Here is a 16682-nt window from a genome sequence, read left to right as displayed (position 1 = left end):
GGGTCGGAGCCGTCTGAATGATCAACAACAGCTATTTGCTGGGTCTTTTCGGAACGACGACGGGAACGTCGTCGTCAGGCGTAACCACGACCGCCAGCACGGCTGTCAAAACCAAGAAAACGCAACCGACGGCTCCCTGGTCGTCCACGGCGACACCGGCGAAGGCGAGCGATCTGGTCCGCGCGGCTCTTGGCGGTCGCCGCCTGATCGACGAGGGCAATGTCAGCCTGGATCTGGCCGGCGCCTCCACCGACTACCGCAAGATGTTCGCCCTGTATCAGGGCCTGAACACGCTGGGTGCCCTGGCCGACCGTGCTGGCGTCAAGGGGCTGAGCGCGTCGGAAGCCGCCCTGGTGTCCAAGCGGTTCGGCGAAGGCTTGGCCGAACTGTCGACCTATCTCAGCACAGCCAGTTTCGAAGACATGCGACTGGTGCAGGGTGTGGCCCAGACCTCGGTCAAGAGCACCTATGCGCTGGAACGGGCGCCGACCAGTTTCGTCACCGCCCCCATCCACGACGGCGACCCCACCGCCTCGGTCAAGGCGTTCGAGGGTGACGTGAAGTTCTCCGTAACCGTCAAGACGGCGGCCGGGGAGCAGGCGATCGCCATGGACCTGTCCGAAATGGGCGCGACCGATCGGTCGTTGGCCAATGTCACCGCCTATATGAACGGCAAGTTGGAGGACGCGGGCGTCGCGACGCGCATCAGCGCTCAGTTGATCCCCGCCGAGCCCAAGACGGTCAAAAGCGGGACCAAGACCATCACCCTGCCGGCCGGACCGGATCAGTGGGCGTTGAAGGTCAATGGCGGGACCGGCGAAGCCATCAGCTTCCAGGCCGTCGACACCTCCGACGCTGTCTATGTGACGCAAGGGGTCGGCAAGACCGGCACGGCGGGCCAACTATTGAAGTTCCAGGCCGACGGCGGCGCGGCGCCGGCCGCCCAGCAGGGCGTGGACGATCCGTTCTGGGTCGAGGGCAGGGTGGGGCACGCCGACCTTCCCGACGGGGTCGCCGCGGTTAAGGCCAGCGCGGTGGCGCCGGATGGCTCCGTCTGGGTCGTCGCCGAACTGACGGCGGGCGACGCCAGTCAACCGATCAAGGGCGCGCGCGATGTCGCCCTGATGAAATACGATTCCGCCGGCAATCTGATGCAGACCAAGCTACTCGGCGCCGCCTCCAGCGCCAACGGCTTCTCCATCGCTATCGACGACGACGGCCGGGTCGCCCTGGCCGGATCGGTGACCGGGGCGCTGGAACCGGGCAAGAGCGGCGACAACGCGTCCGTGGCCGACAGTTTCGTCTCGGTGTTCGACAGTTCGGGGCAGGAGTTGTGGACCCAGCGGCGCGGCGCCAAGGCGGCCGACGAGGCGACCGAGGTTCACTTCGGCGCCGACGGCATGGTCTATGTCGCCGGCCGGTCGAAGTCCGCCATGCCGGGCAACGCGGCCCTGGGCGGCTGGGATTCCTATCTTCAGGCCTTCCAGGAAAAGCCGATCAAGATCAACGGCCCGGACGTGGGCGTAAACATCGCGACCGTGCAGTTCGGCACCAGTGGCGACGACTCCGTTCAGGCCATGACCGTGTCAGGAAACGACCTCTACACGGCGGGCGTCGAGAACGGGAAGGCGGTCGTGCGCCGCTTCACCCTGGACGCCGAGGGCGTACCGAGCCTGGCTTCGACCCGTGACCTTGGCTACGCCAGCGGCGCCATCGCCGGCATAGCGGTCGAGAACGGCAAGGTCGTGGTGACCGGCCATACCGAAAACACCGCCCTCGACATCGGCACGGTGACCAACGCCCATGCCGGCGGCAGCGACGTCTTCATCGCCACCTTGTCGATTGACCTTCAGAACTCGGCAAGCGACCAACTGACCTATTTCGGCGGGGCGGGCGCGGACACCGCCGCCGACGTCGCCATCAAGGACGGCAAGGTCTGGATCACCGGCACGAACCGGGCGGAAGGCGCCGGCAAGGACGACCCTACGTCCGGCTATCTGGCCCAGATCGATCTGGCCACGGGACAGGTTCAATCGAACCGAATCTGGCGCGCGGACGGCGATCAGGCCAAGCCGACCAGCCTGAGCTTCGCAGCGGGCGGGGCCAGCGTGCTCGACCGCCTCGGCCTGCCTCAAGGCCAGATCATGCAGGCGGATTCCAAGCTGCTGACCGTCGCCACCTCGGCCCGCGTCGGCGATCAGTTTTCGATCAGCCCCGCAGCCGGCGGCCGCGCCGTCACAGTAACCATCGACGCCAAGGACACGCTGGAAAGCCTGGCCAAGAAGATCAACGCCGCCTCTGGCCGTCAGTTGGAAGCCAAGGTCATCACCGACCTGAAGGCCAAACCCATCGTCCAGCGGCTGGAAATCAAGACGGCGGCCAACAAGGACGGCGCCGTCATCTCCGCCGGGGCGATCGGCAAGGACGCGCTGGGCGCGCTGGGCCTGACGCCCGGCTTCGTCGGTCCGGTGAAGCCGGACAAGGACGCGATCAAGACCTATGGGTTGAACCTGTCGAACAAGCTGAACCTGAACGATCCCGCCTCGATAAAGGCGGCCATCGATTCGCTGGCCCAGGCGATGACGGCGGTCCGGTCCTCCTATCGCGCCCTGGCGCCGTCGACTGGCGGTATAACCAACACCCAGACCGGCAACGGCTCCTCGACCGCCTATCAGCAGACGCAGCTGGCCAACTATCAGGCTGCGCTGAGCCGCCTGACGGCCTGATCGCGGTCGGGACCGGTCAAGGCGGTTGACGCCCGAGGCCGGGTCGGAGTTATTGACCTCCTCATCCGCGAAAGCCCGTTCATGGCCCTTCCGAAAGACAACCGCGTCATCCTGTTGGTCGGCGCCGGCGTGGCGATCGTCATCGCCGTCGTGCTCGCCCTGATCTTCACGGGCGGCGGCGACAAGACGACGGAAGCGCCGCCGGCGTCCAAGGGCGGCCTTGTCGTCAATCTGGCCGAGGCGCCCACTCTGGAGCCGACGCGGGAACTGCGCTGCTTCGTCGATGGTCAGTTCGTCGGCATGGCGACCCTGGCGGTCTGCGCCCAGCGCAATGGCCTGGCGACGGACGCTCTGGATGTGGGGCTGGACGCGACGGGCGCCTTGGCCGCCGCGCCGACGGCCGCCTTCGCCCCGCCGCCCGAACTGCCTGCGGTCGAGATGGCCGAAACCCCGCCGCCGACCTCCGTCGAACAGACGGCTGCGCCGCGCCCCACGCCCGTGGCCAGCGGCAGCCCGTGCCTGCGCCACACCGGCTCCGACTGGCGCACCCTGTCGCCGAACATGAGCCTGAACGCCTGTGTTCAGGCGCTTTACGCCGGAACCTGCGTCGGACCGGGCGACGCCCAATACGGCCGCTGGGGCGATACGACCCTGCGTCTGGTGCCGCGCCGGGTGGAACAGTCCAATGACAACAATCGTTTCAGGACCCTGGCCGAGCAGGATCGCAACTGCCAATTCACGGGAATGAACTGATGCGTTTCGTCGCCCTTGCCGCCATCGCCGGGACCGCTCTGCTGGGCGCCTGCTCGAACGAACCCAAATATGAGTTCGCCGAGGGCGCCTGCTACTTCGTGGCGACGCCGGACAATGCGCCACCGCGCCTGCAAAAGATCGCCGACGACCAGCCCCAGCTGGAACAATGCGCCGCGCGGCTGGAGGAGATGCGTCTTCGCTTCCTGCGCATGGGCGGATCGAACCAGGAAATCGCCGGCGCCTATCAGGGCCGCTTCATCTTCGTGGACCGCGAAGGGGTCAAGATCGGCAAGAGCCTGAACGGCAGTCGCTTCTTCGCCATGGCCCGCACCGGCGACGGCCGTCTGGCCATCCCCGGCGCCATCCAGCGCGACGAGACGGGCCGTCCCATCGCCATCGCAGCCGACCCTGCCGCCAAGTAAGGCTTGCGAGGATAGAACAAAGGTGGAACATTCGGTTAACGCTTATCCACTGATTTGGCGGGTTTGCTGTCGAAAGGGCTGGCGATGAGCCGTCGCCCCGGTCAGACATCGGACTGAATTGACGGGGCGGGCGAAGTCGTCGCCGCCTCACACGAGAAGGAAGTTTCCATGGCGGGCAGCGTCAATAAGGTCATTCTGGTCGGCAATCTGGGGCGCGATCCCGAGATCCGCTCCATGCCGAACGGCGATCGCATCGCCAACCTGTCCATCGCCACCTCGGAAACCTGGCGCGACAAGTCCTCGGGCGAGCGCAAGGAAAAGACCGAGTGGCACCGGGTCGTCATCTTCAACGACAACATCGTCAAGGTGGTCGAGAACTATGTGAAGAAGGGCTCGACCGTCTACATCGAGGGCGCGCTCCAGACCCGCAAATGGACCGACCAGCAGGGCGTCGAGAAATATTCGACCGAGATCGTGGTCAGCCGCTTCAAGGGTGAACTGACCATGCTGGGCGGCCGTTCGGAAGGCGGCTCGTCGGGCGGTGGATACGGCGGCGGTGGTGGTTACGGCGGTGGTCGCGGCGATGACGACTATTCCTCGGGCTTCTCCACCGGCGGCGCCAACAAGCCGAGCGGCCCCAAGGAAAGCTACGACCTGAACGACGACATCCCGTTCTGAGGCAGTCTGACTTGGCGATCGGTGCGAGCGGTGGCCAAGCCGGATTTCTAAGTGCGAAACCTCGGGTCATCCAAAGTGAGCCGACGCGGCGGGTGCGTCGTGCGATAGGGCGGTCATGACCGATGTCCGTTCCGAAGTCGCGCCTGCGCCCGCGCCCCTGCCCAAGAGGCCTCACGCCCTGACGGGGCTGGAGATCGCCGCCATTGTGGCGATCATCGTCGTTTGGGGCGTCAACAACGCCGGGGCCAAGCTGGCGACGCAGGAGTTGTCGCCGCTGCTGGTCGGCGCCATCCGGTTCGGCATCGCCACCGCCTGTCTGATCGCCTTCGTGCGGCCGCCCTTCCCGGACTGGAAGAGCCTGATGCTGATCGTCATTATCGGCGGGCCGATCCAGTACGGCCTAGCCTATACCGCCTACTGGCTCGCGACGGACGTCAGCCCGGTGACGGTGGCCAACCAACTGTGGATCCCCTTCACCACCCTGTTCGCCTTCCTGATCCTGGGCGAGCGGCTGTCCAAAGCGGCCTTGGTCGGCATGGGCGTGGCCTTCGTCGGCGTGGCCTGGATGACGCTGGACGCCCACGCCTTGCAGGACTGGAAGGCCATTCTGGTCGCCATCGCGGCCGGCGCCGCCTGGGGTGTGACCACGGTGGTGGCGCGTCGCACCACCTCCATCCCGCCACTGAAGATGCAGGGTCTGCTGGCCCTGGGCGCCTTTCCCGTCATGGCCTTCGGCTCGGCGGTGTTCGAGCATGGCCAGTGGGAGGCGGTGAAGCGCGCCACGCCCATGGTTTGGGCCTCGTTGCTGTGGGCGGGCGTGGTATCGTCCGTGCTGGCGACCACCCTGCTGTTCTGGCTGGTCCAGCGGCGCGAGGCGGGGCGGGTGACGCCCTATCTGCTGGTCACGCCGGTGGTGTCGATGTTCATCGGCTGGAGCTTCATGGGCGACATCCTGACGCCGCAGATTCTGACGGGATCGGCCATCACCATGGGCGGGGTGGCCCTGGTGGCGCTCGCCGAACGGGGCTTGCGCGCGGGGGCCGCCAAGGCTTGATCTGTTCCTGATCGTTTCAGGAGCCCGTCATGCATCACGCCCCGCTCGACGCCGACCACGTCTCCCGCCGCTGGCTGGGCAAGGCGAAGCACGATCTTGCGGCGAACGAAGCCGTCGTCGTTCAGAGCACCGCCGATCGTCGCCCCGTTTCCGAAGACATCAACGAGACCTTCGACGACCGTCAGACCTTTGGAGAGCGGCTGGCCGATCGGGTTGCGGCCTTCGGCGGTTCGTGGCCGTTCATCATCGCATTCGGCGTCTTCCTGGCGATCTGGACCGGGCTGAACCTGTTGCTGCGCAAGGAGGCCTTCGACCCCTATCCCTTCATCTTCCTGAACCTGGTCCTGTCGATGCTGGCGGCGATCCAGGCGCCGGTCATCATGATGAGCCAGAACCGCCAGGCCGCGAAGGATCGGCTGGATGCGGGCAACGACTATCAGGTCAATCTGAAGGCCGAGATCGAGATCATGGCCCTGCTGGAAAAGGTCGAACACCTGACCGCACGGCAAGAGGAGCAGACCGAACTGATCCGCCATCTGCTCGCGCAAAAAGAGACCCGCTGAACGCTGTCCAGCGGGCCACTTTCCGTTTCGGAGAGAAGCTCAGCTAGCGCTGAGCGCCGCGCAGGCCACCCGGTCGCCCGCGCCGCCGATGGGCTGGGTCGAGTGATCGTCGGGGTTGGCGTGGATGATGATGGCCGAGCCGTCGGCGTCCCACAGCCATTGGCCGGGGCCTTCGGACGAGATCCGGGCGCGGGTCGTGAACAGTTCGGCGTTCACCTTGCCGTCCGCACCGGCCCAGACGTTGGGCAGGTCGCCGTCGTCCGGCCCGGCGGCGTTCAACAGACCGTGCGGGGCCTTGGGCTCGCCGTGGTTGATGTGGGCGCCGGACGAGGTGAAGGGGGCGGCGCATTCGCCGGTCGCATGGATGTGGATGCCGTGCCATCCGGGCGTCAGGCCAGAAGCCTCGAGCTTCATCAGCAGGCCCGTCGGTCCCTGACGCAGGTCGACGCGGCCGATATTGGCGCCCGAGGCGTTGATCAGAACGGCCTGTCCCGTCGCGCCGACCGGCGCGCGTTCGACGGCCGCCTGGGGCGCGTTTCCGGTCGCGGCGCAGGCGGTGGTCAGGGCCAAGGGGGAGGCGAGGAGAAGGGCGGCGGCGAGGCGGGTGGCGCGCATGTCGAAAGTCCTTTCAGAGACGGGCTTTCACGGCGACGTCGCTTTGCCACCGAGGCCCTGGAATGCTAGAAATCGTCACAGCGGATCACGTTCCGATTCCGGCCGCATAAAGCCACGCTTCATTGACCGACGACAGCTACGAAAACGCCGCATCTCCGATCGTTCCGGGAGGCGGCGGCTCCGACATTTCCACGATCACGATCGAGGACGAACTGAAGCGTTCGTACCTCGACTACGCCATGAGCGTGATCGTCTCGCGCGCGCTTCCCGACGCCCGGGATGGGCTGAAGCCGGTTCACCGTCGCATCCTGTATTCGATGCACGACCTGAACATGACGCCCGAGCGCAGCTATTCGAAATGCGCCCGTGTCGTCGGTGACGTGTTGGGCCGGTTCCACCCCCACGGCGACGCCTCGGTCTATATGGCCCTGGTGCGGATGGCGCAGCCGTTCTCGATGGGGCTGATGCTGGTCGATGGCCAGGGCAACTTCGGGTCGGTCGACGGCGATATGCCCGCCTCGATGCGTTACACCGAGGCCCGGATGGCCCCGGCCGCCGTCGCCCTGATGGCCGACATCGACAAGGACACCGTCGATTTCCAGCCGAACTACGACGAGAAGGAGCTGGAGCCGGTCGTCCTGCCGAGCCGGATTCCGAACCTGCTGGTCAACGGCGCGGGCGGCATCGCCGTCGGCATGGCGACCAACATCCCGCCGCACAATCTGGGCGAGGTCGTCGATGCGGCCCTGGCTTTGCTGGATGATCCGAACGTCACCGACGACGCCCTGCTGGACATCGTGCCCGGTCCGGATTTCCCGACCGGCGGCGAGATCATGGGCCGCACCGCGCCGCGCAACGCCCTGCGCGACGGTCGCGGCTCGGTCGTCGTGCGCGGCCGCGCCTCGGTAGAGGAGATCCGCAAGGACCGCGAGGCCATCGTCGTCACCGAACTGCCCTATCAGGTCAACAAACAGACCCTGATCGAGCGCATCGCCGAAATGGTGCGCGAGAAGCGGCTGGAAGGCATTTCCGACGTTCGCGACGAATCCGACCGCCAGGGCATGCGGATCGTGATCGAGCTGAAGCGCGACGCGTCCGGCGACGTGATCCTGAACCAGCTGTGGCGCTATACCGCGATGCAGAGCTCGTTCGGCGTCAACATGCTGGCGCTGAACCACGGCCGACCCGAGCAGATGGGCCTGCGCCAACTGCTGCAGATCTTCCTCGATTTCCGCGAGGAAGTCGTCGTCCGCCGCGTCAAGTTCGAGCTGAACAAGGCCCGCGACCGGGGCCACGTCCTGGTCGGTCTGGCCGTCGCCGTCGCCAATATCGACGAGGTGATCCACATCATCCGCTCCTCGGCTGATCCGACCGAGGCGCGCGAGCGTCTGCAGGCCAAGGCTTGGCCCGTCGGCGACATGATGGCCCTGGTCGAACTGATCGCCGATCCGCGCAGCGTTATCGTCGAGGGTGACAAGATCCGCCTGACCGACGAACAGGCCCGCGCCATCCTGGCCCTGACCCTGTCGCGTCTGACCGGCCTGGGCCGCGACGACATCTTCGGCGAGGCGCACGGCCTGGCCGACACCATCCAGGGCCACCTGACCATCCTGTCCGACCGCAAGAACGTCCTGGCCATCATCCGCGACGACCTGATCGACGTGAAGGATCGGTTCGCCGTTCCGCGCCGCACCCTGATCGGGGAAGGCGACGGCGAGATGGAGGATGAGGACCTGATCCCACGCGAGGACATGGTCGTCACCGTCACCCACGGCGGCTACGTCAAGCGTGTGGCGCTGAACGCCTATCGGACCCAGCATCGCGGCGGCAAGGGCCGCAGCGGCATGTCGATGAAGGACGAGGACGCCATCACCGGCGTGTTCAGCGCCTCGACCCACACCCCGGTCCTGTTCTTCGCCACCAATGGCAAGGCCTACAAGCTGAAGACCTGGCGTCTGCCGCTGGGCAACCCGCAATCGCGGGGCAAGGCCTTCGTCAATCTGCTGCCCATCGAGCCGGGCGACAGCATCATGAACGTCCTGCCTCTGCCCGAGGACGAGACGACCTGGGGCGACTACGACATCATGTTCGCCACCTCGAGCGGCGACGTGCGGCGCAACAAGCTGTCGGACTTCGCCACGGTCAACCGCGCCGGCAAGATCGCCATGAAGCTGGAAGGCTCTGACCGCATGGTCGGCGTCGGCCTGTGCACGGCGGACGACGACGTGCTGCTGACGACGGCGCTGGGCCGCGCGATCCGGTTCAAGGCCGACGACGTGCGCGTCTTCAAGGGGCGGGATTCGACCGGCGTCCGGGGCGTGAGGCTGCAGGACGGCGACGAGGTCATCTCCATGGCCATCCTGGGCCGCGTCGACGCTACGCCGGAAGAACGCGCCGCCTACGTCAAACACGCCAACGCGATGCGCAAGGCCTTGGCCGGTGCGGATGCGGAAGAGGAAGCGCCCGTTGTCGAGGCCGATGACGAGGCCGCCGGCGACGCCGTTCTGTCGGTTGAGCGGATCGCCGAACTGGGCGCCGCCGAACAGTTCATCCTGACTGTCACTGAAACCGGCTTCGGCAAGCGATCCTCGGCCTATGAGTATCGTCGTACGGGTCGTGGCGGCCAGGGTTTGACGGCCCACGGCCTGGGCGGTCGCGCCGGCACGCGTCTGGCGGCGGCCTTCCCGGTCGAGGAGACGGACGACCTTCTGCTGGTCACCTCGGGCGGTCAGATGATCCGCACCCGTATCGACCAGGTCCGCATCGTCGGCCGCTCTAGCCAGGGCGTCACCATCTTCCGCACCGGCAAGGACGAGAAGGTCGTCTCGGTCGAACGCCTGCCGGAAAGCGGTGGCGCGGATGATGCCGATGTCGGCGGAGAAGACGGCGGCGAGGCCTGATCCGCCTTCGCCCAGCGGGCAAAAGGAGGGTCGTTTGATCGCGACGATTCTGATCGACGGCCTTCCCGCCACGCCTGACGACCTGGCGCATCAGGCCGTGGTCAACTACGGCGCCTACACTTCCTTCCGCGTCGAGAACGGCGCCGCGCGCGGCCTCGATCTCCACCTCGCCCGTCTGGAGCAGGCCGCCCTCGAACTGTTCGGCGAAAGCCCCGGTGAGGTCGATTTCCGGCGTCTGATGGCGCTGGCCGTCGCCGGTCGTGAGGCCTGCTGGCTGCGCGTCAGCCTGTTCTCGTCCGAGATCGGCCATCGCGACCCAGCCTTCGTCGGCCGACCCAAGGTGATGACCAGTGTCTTCCCTGCGCCGCCGCCGCTGGCGAACCGGGTGCGGGTCACCGCCGTGCCCTACGAACGCGAAGCGCCGCATCTGAAGCATCTCGCCACCTTCGGCCTGGTCCGAGCCCGCCGCGCCGCGCGCGCCGCCGGCTTTGACGACGCCCTGTTTGTCGATGGCGAAGGGCGGGTCACCGAAGGCACGCTGTGGAACATCGGCTTTGTCAAGGGCGACCGGATCGTCTGGCCCCAGGCCCCGATGCTGGCGGGCGTGACCCAGGCCTTGATCATGCGCGGACTGCCCCAGGTCGGAATGACCAGTGAAACGCGACCGATCTGTCTCGACGAGGTCGGCGCCTTCGACGGCGCCTTCCTGTGCAATAGCGCCACGCCAGCCTGTCCGATCACCGCCATTGACGACGTCTCGTTCGCCAATGACCCGGCCCTGCTCGCCAAGGTCGAAGCGGCCTGGAGCGTCCAGGCAGCCCAGCCCATCTTGGATCATGACGATGACGAAGGCGTCAGCCGGCTAGGCCGCTGATTTCGCACCTGCTAAACGACGCTGACGCCACGCGACAGGCCGGGGAGACACGCATGCGCATCGGACTTTATCCGGGCACCTTCGACCCGGTGACGAACGGGCATACCGACATCATCAAGCGCGCGCTGAAGCTGGTGGACCGACTGGTCATCGGCGTGGCCCAGAACGATGACAAGGGGCCGCTGTTCTCGACCGCCGAACGGGTCGAGATGCTGAGGGCCGAGATGGCCCCCCTTGGCGGCGACATCGTGGTCCAGCCGTTTTCGACCCTGCTGATGCATTTCGCCGAAGAGCTGGACGCCAGCGTCATCATTCGGGGGCTGCGCGCCGTCGCCGACTTCGAATACGAGTTCCAGATGACGGCCATGAACCAGCGCCTCAATCAGGACATCGAGACCGTATTCCTGATGGCCGATCCGCGCCATCAGGCGATCGCCTCGCGGCTCGTCAAGGAGATCGCCCGACTGGACGGCGCGATCGACAGTTTCGTCAGCCCCGCCATCGCCGAGCGCGTGCGGGCCAAGGTCAAGAACGGTTAGGGTAGACAAGACCATGCGTAAGGCCATCATCGCAGCGACCGTCGCCGCTCTTCTCGCGGCTGGCGCGGCCCAGGCCCCGGCTGTGGCGCAGACGGCGCCGGCGGCGTCCGACTGGCGGACCATTGCGCCGGAAAACCTGCTGGTTATCGATACCTCCAAGGGCCGTGTGCTGGTCGAGCTTATCCCCGTCGCCGCGCCCAATCATGCGGAACGCATCCGCACCCTGGCAAACCAGGGCTTCTATGACGGTCTGAAGTTCCACCGCGTCATCCCTGATTTCATGGCGCAAACCGGCGATCCGAAGGGGACGGGCGAGGGCGGCAGCGAGCTGCCGGACCTGAAGGCCGAGTTCAGCTTCCGTCGCGGTCGAGACGCCGGCTTCGTCGCGGTGCCGAGCGTGGGCGCGGGCGTGCGCGGCCTGGTCGGCGATCTGCCGGTCCAGACCCAGCCCGACGCCCAGATGATGGTCACCGCCGACTTCAAGGTCGATGCCCACGGCCTGTTCTGTCCCGGCGTGCTGGGCATGGCCCGCTCGGGTTCGCCCGACAGCGCCAACAGCCAGTTCTTCCTGATGATGGGCGCGCGCGAACAGCTGGACGGCATCTACACCGCCTTCGGCCGCGTGGTGTCCGGCCTGGACGTGGTCGGCAAGCTGAAGAAAGGTTCGGACGCCGAGGACGGCAAGGTGACCGATCCCGACACCATGACCCGCGTCCGCATGGCTTCGGCCCTGCCCGAAGCCGAGCGTCCGACGGTGCGCGTCCTGAACGCCGGCAGCGCCGCCTTTGCCGAACGGATCGCTGCGGCGCGCGCCGCGCGCGGCGCGGCCTTCAGCGTCTGCGATATTCAGCCGGTCGCCGAAGTGACGGGCGGCTGAGGCTTTCGCAAACGGGGGAGGGGACGATGACGATACGAACGATGGCGATGGCGGCGGCCGTGCTGGCCGCGACGGCGGGCGCCGCCCTGGCGCAAGACGCGACCGCCGTTCCCGCGCCCCCGCCGCCGCCCGGCGAATGGCGCACGATCGCGCCCGAGAACCTGCTGGTCATCGACACCAACAAGGGGCGGGTGCTGGTCGAACTGGCGCCCGAGCTCGCGCCCGCCCATGTCGAACGCATCAAGCTTCTGGCGTCGCGCGGCTTCTTCGACAACCTGGTCTGGCACCGGGTGATCGACTGGTTCATGGCCCAGACCGGCGATCCGCTGGGCACGGGCGAGGGGCAGAGCTGGTATCCCGACCTGAAGGCCGAGTTCACCTTCCGCCGTGGGGCGGACATGGCCTTCACCCCGGTCGCGGCCCCGGTCGGCGCCCTGGTCGGCTTCGTCGATTCCATCCCGGTCCAGACCCAGCCCGACGCCCTGATGTCCGGCACCAGCGACAAGAAGGTCCACGGTTGGGCCCTGTATTGTCCGGGTGTCGCGGGCATGGCGCGTGACGAGGGCAACGACACCGCCAACAGCCAGTTCTTTTTGATGCGTCAGGCCTATCCGGCTCTGGACAAGCGCTACACCGTCTGGGGTCGGGTCGTGTCCGGCCTGGACGTCGTGCGATACCTGAAGGCCAGCGACACGCCGGATGGTCTGGTTCAGGGACCGGATCAGATGACTCGCGTCCGCGTGGCGTCGGATCTGCTCGCCGCCGAACGTCCGACGGCCGCCGTCCTCAACACCAACTCCGCCACCTTCCAGACCCTGGCGCAGCAGGCGCGTCAGGCGCGCGGCGCGGATTTCTCGGTGTGCGACATCGAACTGCCGGTGCGCGTCACGCCCGCCGCCTGATCAGGCGACGGGGGCCGGCCGCCCCCGTCCGCGCCGACGACGCCGTCCCCTCGGCGGCTTCTTGTCTTCGCGCATCCGTTGCAGCAGCAGGCCTTCACGCAGGCCCCGGTCCGCGACCCGCACCCGTTCCGACGGCCAGGCGCGCTGCACCGCCTCCAGGATGGCGGCGCCCGCCAAAACGAGATCCGCCCGATCGGGACCGATGCAGGCCTCGCGCGCTCTCCCATCGGGCCCCAGCGCCTTCAGGCGATCCGCCGCCGCCTCGCAGTCCGCGCGCGTCATCCACAAGCCATCGACCCGGTCGCGATTGTAGCGCGGCAGATTCAGGTGGATGCCCGCCAGGCTGGTGATCGCGCCCGAGGTGCCGACCAGATGCGCCCGGTTTTGCCGGAACAGCTCCAGCATCGGTTCGTCGACGATCCCGCCCGCTGCAATGGCCGCTCCCATGTCGGCGACCATGGCCTCGTACCAGGCCTCGCCGGAGTTCGGCGGCTCGGGATGCCGCTCGGCCAGGGTCACGACCCCCACCGGCGCCGACATCCAGGCGGTGGTCGTCCAGTCGGTCCCGCTGCGCTTCAGCCACGACATCTCGGTCGAGCCGCCGCCGACATCGATGACCAGCACCGCCTCGGCCTTTGGGTCGATCAGGTTCAGGCACCCCTCGACCGCCAGACGCGCTTCTTCGGCGGGATCGATGATCCGCAGGCGCAGCCCCGTGCCCTTGCGCACCCGGTCGATGAAGTCGGCGCCGTTCTCGGCCGCCCGGCAGGCTTGGGTGGCGACAGCGCTCAATCGCGCCGAATCGACGCCCTTGCGCACGATCCGCTCGGCGCACAGGGCCAGGGCGTCATAGGCCCGGTCCATGGCGCGCGGGTCCAGAAGGCCCGTCCGCGACAGCCCTTCGCCCAGCCGCACGATGCGGCTGAAGCTGTCGACCACGCGAAAGCCTTCGCGTGACGGCCGCGCGATCAGCAGCCGGCAATTGTTGGTCCCCAGATCGAGCGCGCCATACAGCGGCGCATCTCGACCCGACGCATCCCGCGAACGGGAAGGCTGGGACCGCTCGTCGCGCCGTCGAGGCGCGCCGTGGGTCTCCGGCATGGGCCGTCATCCGTTGTGGGCGGTCCAAAGCGGCGCCCGTCCTGGTCAGCCTAACCCGCCAGGATCGTCCGCGCCAAGCCATTCTGTCAGGAAGATGAACAGACCGGCAGGCATTGGGGTCATGCGCTGAATCGTATGAAGCGCGATGACCCGCATTCAGACCGCACGTTTCGCCATCGGCCAGATCGTACGCCACCGCGACGACGCCTTTCGTGGCGTCGTGATGGATGTCGATCACGCCTATGAGGGACCGGCCGGTGAAAGCGGCCTGGTCAGACCGGACCAGCCCTTCTACCGCGTCTTCGCCCTGGGCGAGGATGGCGGCTTTGTCGCCTACGCCGCCGAGGGCGCTCTTGAAGACGGCGATTCCGTCCTGCTGCCCGATGACGCCGAGCGGTGGTTCACCACCGACGGCATGGGCCACCACGCTCCGCTGGACGAACGTCTTCACTGACGGTTGGAAGCCGTGGCGGCTCCGGGCTAGGATGGCGGCAAAAGAGGAATACGCCATGTCCGACTTCGAACACGTCTTCGAACAGCCGCCAGAGGGCGCGGCTGCCGACTGGACCATTCCCCAGAACTGGGCCGCCTATACCGAGGTCGAGCATCAGACCTGGGACACGCTTTACGCCCGGCAGATGAAGATCCTGCCCGGTCGCGCCTGTGACGCCTTCATGCGGGGACTGGATGCACTGGACCTGAACGCCGGCGGCATTCCCGATTTCGACGTGATCAATCCCAAGCTTCAGGCGCTGACGGGATGGACCGTGGTCTGCGTGCCCGGCCTGGTGCCGGACGAGGTCTTCTTCGACCACCTGGCTAACCGCCGCTTCGTCTCGGGCCAGTTCATCCGCAAGCCGGACCAACTGGATTATCTGCAGGAACCCGACATCTTCCACGACGTCTTCGGCCACGTGCCGATGCTGACCGACCCCGATTTCGCCGCCTATATGGAGGCCTATGGCAAGGGCGGGCAGCGGGCGGCCAGCCTGGGCATGCTGCCGAACCTGGCGCGCCTATATTGGTACACGGTCGAGTTCGGCCTGATGAAGGAGGGGGACGGCCTTCGCATCTATGGCGCCGGCATCGTCTCCTCGGCGACCGAAAGCGTCTTTGCTCTGGACGATCCGTCGCCCAACCGCCTGGGTTTCGACCTGGAGCGGGTGATGCGGACCCTGTACCGGATCGACGATTTCCAGCAGGTCTATTTCGTCATCGACAGCCTGGAAGCGCTGAAGGACGAGACGCTCAAGGATTTCGGGCCGGTCTATGCGGCGCTGAAAGGCAAGGACGACCTCGCCATCGAAACCGTCCTGCCGACAGACCAGGTGTTCACCCGCGGCACCCAGGCCTACGCCCAGCGCGGCGGGCGGTTCGCGGCCTGATCGGCGTCAGGTGTGCGTAATCAGGCTGTTGTGCTTGGTGTCGCGCATACGGATGAAGGTCAGCAGCGACAGTCCGATCATGCCGGTCACATACCAGAAGAATACGCTCTCGACGCCCGCGCCCTTAAGCCATAACGCCACATATTCCGCCGTGCCTCCGAACACCGCATTGGCGATGGCGTAAGGCAGAGCGACGCCGAGGGCGCGGATGTGGGCGGGGAACAGCTCGGCCTTCACCACGGCGTTGATCGCGGTGTAGCCCGACACGATGACCAGGCCGGCCAGCGCCAAGAGGAAGGCGACGAAAGGGCTCTCGACCGTCGATAGGGTCGTCATGATCGGCACAGTGCACAACACCCCCAGCACGCCGAAAGCGATCATCACGGGACGCCGTCCCACCCTGTCGGAAAGCGCGCCGACCGCCGGCTGAAGCAGCATGAAGATGAACAAGGCCGCCGCGCTGATTTCAGTCGCCGTGTTTTTGGAGAACCCGCTCGTATTGACCAGGAACTTCTGGAGGTAGGTCGTGTAGGTGTAGAAGGCCAAGGTGCCGCCGGCCGTCAGGCCCAGCACCATCAAGGCCTCTTTCGGGTGTTTCAGGATCAACTGCACGGCACTGGATTTAGGGGCGTCCTTGGCCTCGGTCGCCTTATGCGTCTCGTCCAGCCGGCGACGCAGCCAGAAGACGACGACCGCCAGGCCCGCGCCGACGAAGAACGGAATGCGCCAGCCCCACGACGCCAGCGCCGTCTCGCTCAACGTATTTTGCAGCACGATCAACAGCAGCAGGGCGATCAACTGGCCCGAGATCAGGGTGACGTACTGGAAGCTGGACCAGAAGCCTCGGCGATGCGGCTCGGCCATTTCGGACAGATAGGTGGCGCTGGATCCGTATTCTCCGCCAACGCTCAGGCCCTGCAACAGCCGCGCGAACAGCAGCAGCGCCGGCGCCGCCAGGCCGATCGTGGCATAGCCGGGCGTCACGCCGATGATCAGAGAGCCCGTGCACATCAGGGTCACCGAGAGGGTCAGCCCCGCCTTGCGACCTTTGCGGTCGGCATAGACCCCCATGATCCATGCCCCGATGGGCCGCATCAAGAAGCCCACCGCAAAGACGGCGGCGGCGCTCAGCAGTTGCGCCGTCGGGTCTTCGCTGGGGAAGAACACGGGCGCGAAATACAGGGTGAAAGCCGCATAGGCGTACCAGTCGAACCACTCCACCAGATTGCCGGCCGATCCGCCGACGATATTTCTCAATCGGCGGGCGGAGCTCATGGGCGCTACGGTCGTCAT

16 protein-coding genes are annotated in these 16682 nt (G+C 66.7%); 13 read left to right on the top strand and 3 right to left on the bottom strand.

Annotation, left to right across the window (positions count from 1 at the left end):
- Window positions 1–17: 17 nt before the first annotated feature.
- The 6 genes from KAK88_RS12685 to KAK88_RS12660 all read left to right on the top strand — a co-directional run bounded on the left by KAK88_RS12685 (window position 18) and on the right by KAK88_RS12660 (window position 6196).
- Complete coding sequence (locus KAK88_RS12685; RefSeq protein ID WP_242076878.1) at window positions 18–2726, top strand: transcriptional regulator; 2709 nt, start codon at window positions 18–20, stop codon at window positions 2724–2726.
- A gap of 81 nt (window positions 2727–2807) precedes the next feature.
- Entirely contained in the window at window positions 2808–3479 is a 672-nt protein-coding gene (locus tag KAK88_RS12680; RefSeq protein ID WP_242076877.1) for a hypothetical protein, read from the top strand.
- Window positions 3479–3901 carry a hypothetical protein gene (locus KAK88_RS12675; RefSeq protein ID WP_242076876.1) on the top strand — a complete coding sequence of 141 codons (423 nt, stop codon included), beginning with the start codon at window positions 3479–3481 and terminating at the stop codon, window positions 3899–3901. Before KAK88_RS12680 ends, KAK88_RS12675 begins: the two co-directional genes overlap by 1 nt.
- 168 nt (window positions 3902–4069) lie before the next feature.
- Entirely contained in the window at window positions 4070–4579 is a 510-nt protein-coding gene (gene ssb / locus KAK88_RS12670; RefSeq protein WP_039245545.1) for a single-stranded DNA-binding protein, read from the top strand.
- 115 nt (window positions 4580–4694) lie between these two features.
- Window positions 4695–5633 (top strand): DMT family transporter, encoded by a 939-nt coding sequence (locus tag KAK88_RS12665; protein ID WP_199060327.1) that lies wholly within the window; start codon window positions 4695–4697, stop codon window positions 5631–5633.
- 29 nt (window positions 5634–5662) lie between these two features.
- On the top strand, window positions 5663–6196 hold the full coding sequence (locus KAK88_RS12660) for a DUF1003 domain-containing protein (RefSeq protein WP_242076875.1): 534 nt from the start codon (window positions 5663–5665) through the stop codon (window positions 6194–6196).
- A 39-nt stretch (window positions 6197–6235) separates the two neighbouring features.
- Here the strand turns inward: KAK88_RS12660 and KAK88_RS12655 are convergent, their stop codons facing one another.
- Window positions 6236–6811, bottom strand: a complete 576-nt coding sequence (locus KAK88_RS12655; RefSeq protein ID WP_242076874.1) for a superoxide dismutase family protein — start codon at window positions 6809–6811, stop codon at window positions 6236–6238.
- A 122-nt stretch (window positions 6812–6933) separates the two neighbouring features.
- On the opposite strand from KAK88_RS12655, the gene gyrA reads away from it, so the two are divergent.
- From gyrA to KAK88_RS12630, 5 genes are read left to right on the top strand one after another with little or no spacing between them, the layout of a single operon-like run.
- A complete protein-coding gene (gene gyrA, locus KAK88_RS12650; RefSeq protein WP_242076873.1) occupies window positions 6934–9711 on the top strand; it encodes a DNA gyrase subunit A in 2778 nt (925 codons plus the stop codon).
- A gap of 34 nt (window positions 9712–9745) precedes the next feature.
- Entirely contained in the window at window positions 9746–10585 is an 840-nt protein-coding gene (locus tag KAK88_RS12645; protein ID WP_242076872.1) for an aminotransferase class IV, read from the top strand.
- Window positions 10586–10638: 53 nt separating this feature from the next.
- Entirely contained in the window at window positions 10639–11124 is a 486-nt protein-coding gene (gene coaD, locus KAK88_RS12640; protein WP_242076871.1) for a pantetheine-phosphate adenylyltransferase, read from the top strand.
- Between the two features lie 13 nt (window positions 11125–11137).
- A complete protein-coding gene (locus KAK88_RS12635) occupies window positions 11138–12001 on the top strand; it encodes a peptidylprolyl isomerase (RefSeq protein ID WP_242076870.1) in 864 nt (287 codons plus the stop codon).
- A 26-nt stretch (window positions 12002–12027) separates the two neighbouring features.
- The gene (locus tag KAK88_RS12630) at window positions 12028–12903 is read left to right on the top strand and encodes a peptidylprolyl isomerase (protein WP_242076869.1); all 876 of its coding nucleotides are present in this window, start codon (window positions 12028–12030) and stop codon (window positions 12901–12903) included.
- On the opposite strand, the gene KAK88_RS12625 is transcribed toward KAK88_RS12630, so the two are convergent.
- Window positions 12904–14004: a Ppx/GppA phosphatase family protein gene (locus KAK88_RS12625; protein WP_242076868.1), complete on the bottom strand. Its 1101-nt coding sequence runs from the start codon at window positions 14002–14004 to the stop codon at window positions 12904–12906. It abuts the gene before it with no gap.
- Between the two features lie 145 nt (window positions 14005–14149).
- On the opposite strand from KAK88_RS12625, the gene hspQ reads away from it, so the two are divergent.
- On the top strand, window positions 14150–14458 hold the full coding sequence (gene hspQ / locus KAK88_RS12620) for a heat shock protein HspQ (protein ID WP_017504111.1): 309 nt from the start codon (window positions 14150–14152) through the stop codon (window positions 14456–14458).
- A 55-nt stretch (window positions 14459–14513) separates the two neighbouring features.
- On the top strand, window positions 14514–15389 hold the full coding sequence (gene phhA / locus KAK88_RS12615) for a phenylalanine 4-monooxygenase (protein ID WP_242076867.1): 876 nt from the start codon (window positions 14514–14516) through the stop codon (window positions 15387–15389).
- Between the two features lie 6 nt (window positions 15390–15395).
- On the opposite strand, the gene KAK88_RS12610 is transcribed toward phhA, so the two are convergent.
- The gene (locus tag KAK88_RS12610; RefSeq protein ID WP_277928794.1) at window positions 15396–16664 is read right to left on the bottom strand and encodes an MFS transporter; all 1269 of its coding nucleotides are present in this window, start codon (window positions 16662–16664) and stop codon (window positions 15396–15398) included.
- Between the last annotated feature and the right edge of the window lie 18 nt (window positions 16665–16682).

Origin of the sequence: Brevundimonas diminuta (assembly GCF_022654015.1) — a bacterium.
GTDB classification, from domain to species: Bacteria; Pseudomonadota; Alphaproteobacteria; order Caulobacterales; family Caulobacteraceae; genus Brevundimonas; species Brevundimonas diminuta_C.
This window is presented reverse-complemented; position numbering and strand designations above follow the sequence as displayed.

Bases quoted from the DNA above. Each gene is read 5' to 3' on its own strand.
- KAK88_RS12630 (WP_242076869.1), top strand. From the start codon at position 12,028: ATGACGATACGAACGATGGCGATGGCGGCGGCCGTGCTGGCCGCGACG.
- coaD (WP_242076871.1), top strand. From the start codon at position 10,639: ATGCGCATCGGACTTTATCCGGGCACCTTCGACCCGGTGACGAACGGG.
- KAK88_RS12685 (WP_242076878.1), top strand. From the start codon at position 18: ATGATCAACAACAGCTATTTGCTGGGTCTTTTCGGAACGACGACGGGA.
- KAK88_RS12665 (WP_199060327.1), top strand. From the start codon at position 4,695: ATGACCGATGTCCGTTCCGAAGTCGCGCCTGCGCCCGCGCCCCTGCCC.
- KAK88_RS12680 (WP_242076877.1), top strand. From the start codon at position 2,808: ATGGCCCTTCCGAAAGACAACCGCGTCATCCTGTTGGTCGGCGCCGGC.
- KAK88_RS12635 (WP_242076870.1), top strand. From the start codon at position 11,138: ATGCGTAAGGCCATCATCGCAGCGACCGTCGCCGCTCTTCTCGCGGCT.
- KAK88_RS12655 (WP_242076874.1), bottom strand. From the start codon at position 6,811: ATGCGCGCCACCCGCCTCGCCGCCGCCCTTCTCCTCGCCTCCCCCTTG.
- KAK88_RS12660 (WP_242076875.1), top strand. From the start codon at position 5,663: ATGCATCACGCCCCGCTCGACGCCGACCACGTCTCCCGCCGCTGGCTG.
- KAK88_RS12610 (WP_277928794.1), bottom strand. From the start codon at position 16,664: ATGAGCTCCGCCCGCCGATTGAGAAATATCGTCGGCGGATCGGCCGGC.
- KAK88_RS12625 (WP_242076868.1), bottom strand. From the start codon at position 14,004: ATGCCGGAGACCCACGGCGCGCCTCGACGGCGCGACGAGCGGTCCCAG.
- ssb (WP_039245545.1), top strand. From the start codon at position 4,070: ATGGCGGGCAGCGTCAATAAGGTCATTCTGGTCGGCAATCTGGGGCGC.
- KAK88_RS12675 (WP_242076876.1), top strand. From the start codon at position 3,479: ATGCGTTTCGTCGCCCTTGCCGCCATCGCCGGGACCGCTCTGCTGGGC.
- hspQ (WP_017504111.1), top strand. From the start codon at position 14,150: ATGACCCGCATTCAGACCGCACGTTTCGCCATCGGCCAGATCGTACGC.
- phhA (WP_242076867.1), top strand. From the start codon at position 14,514: ATGTCCGACTTCGAACACGTCTTCGAACAGCCGCCAGAGGGCGCGGCT.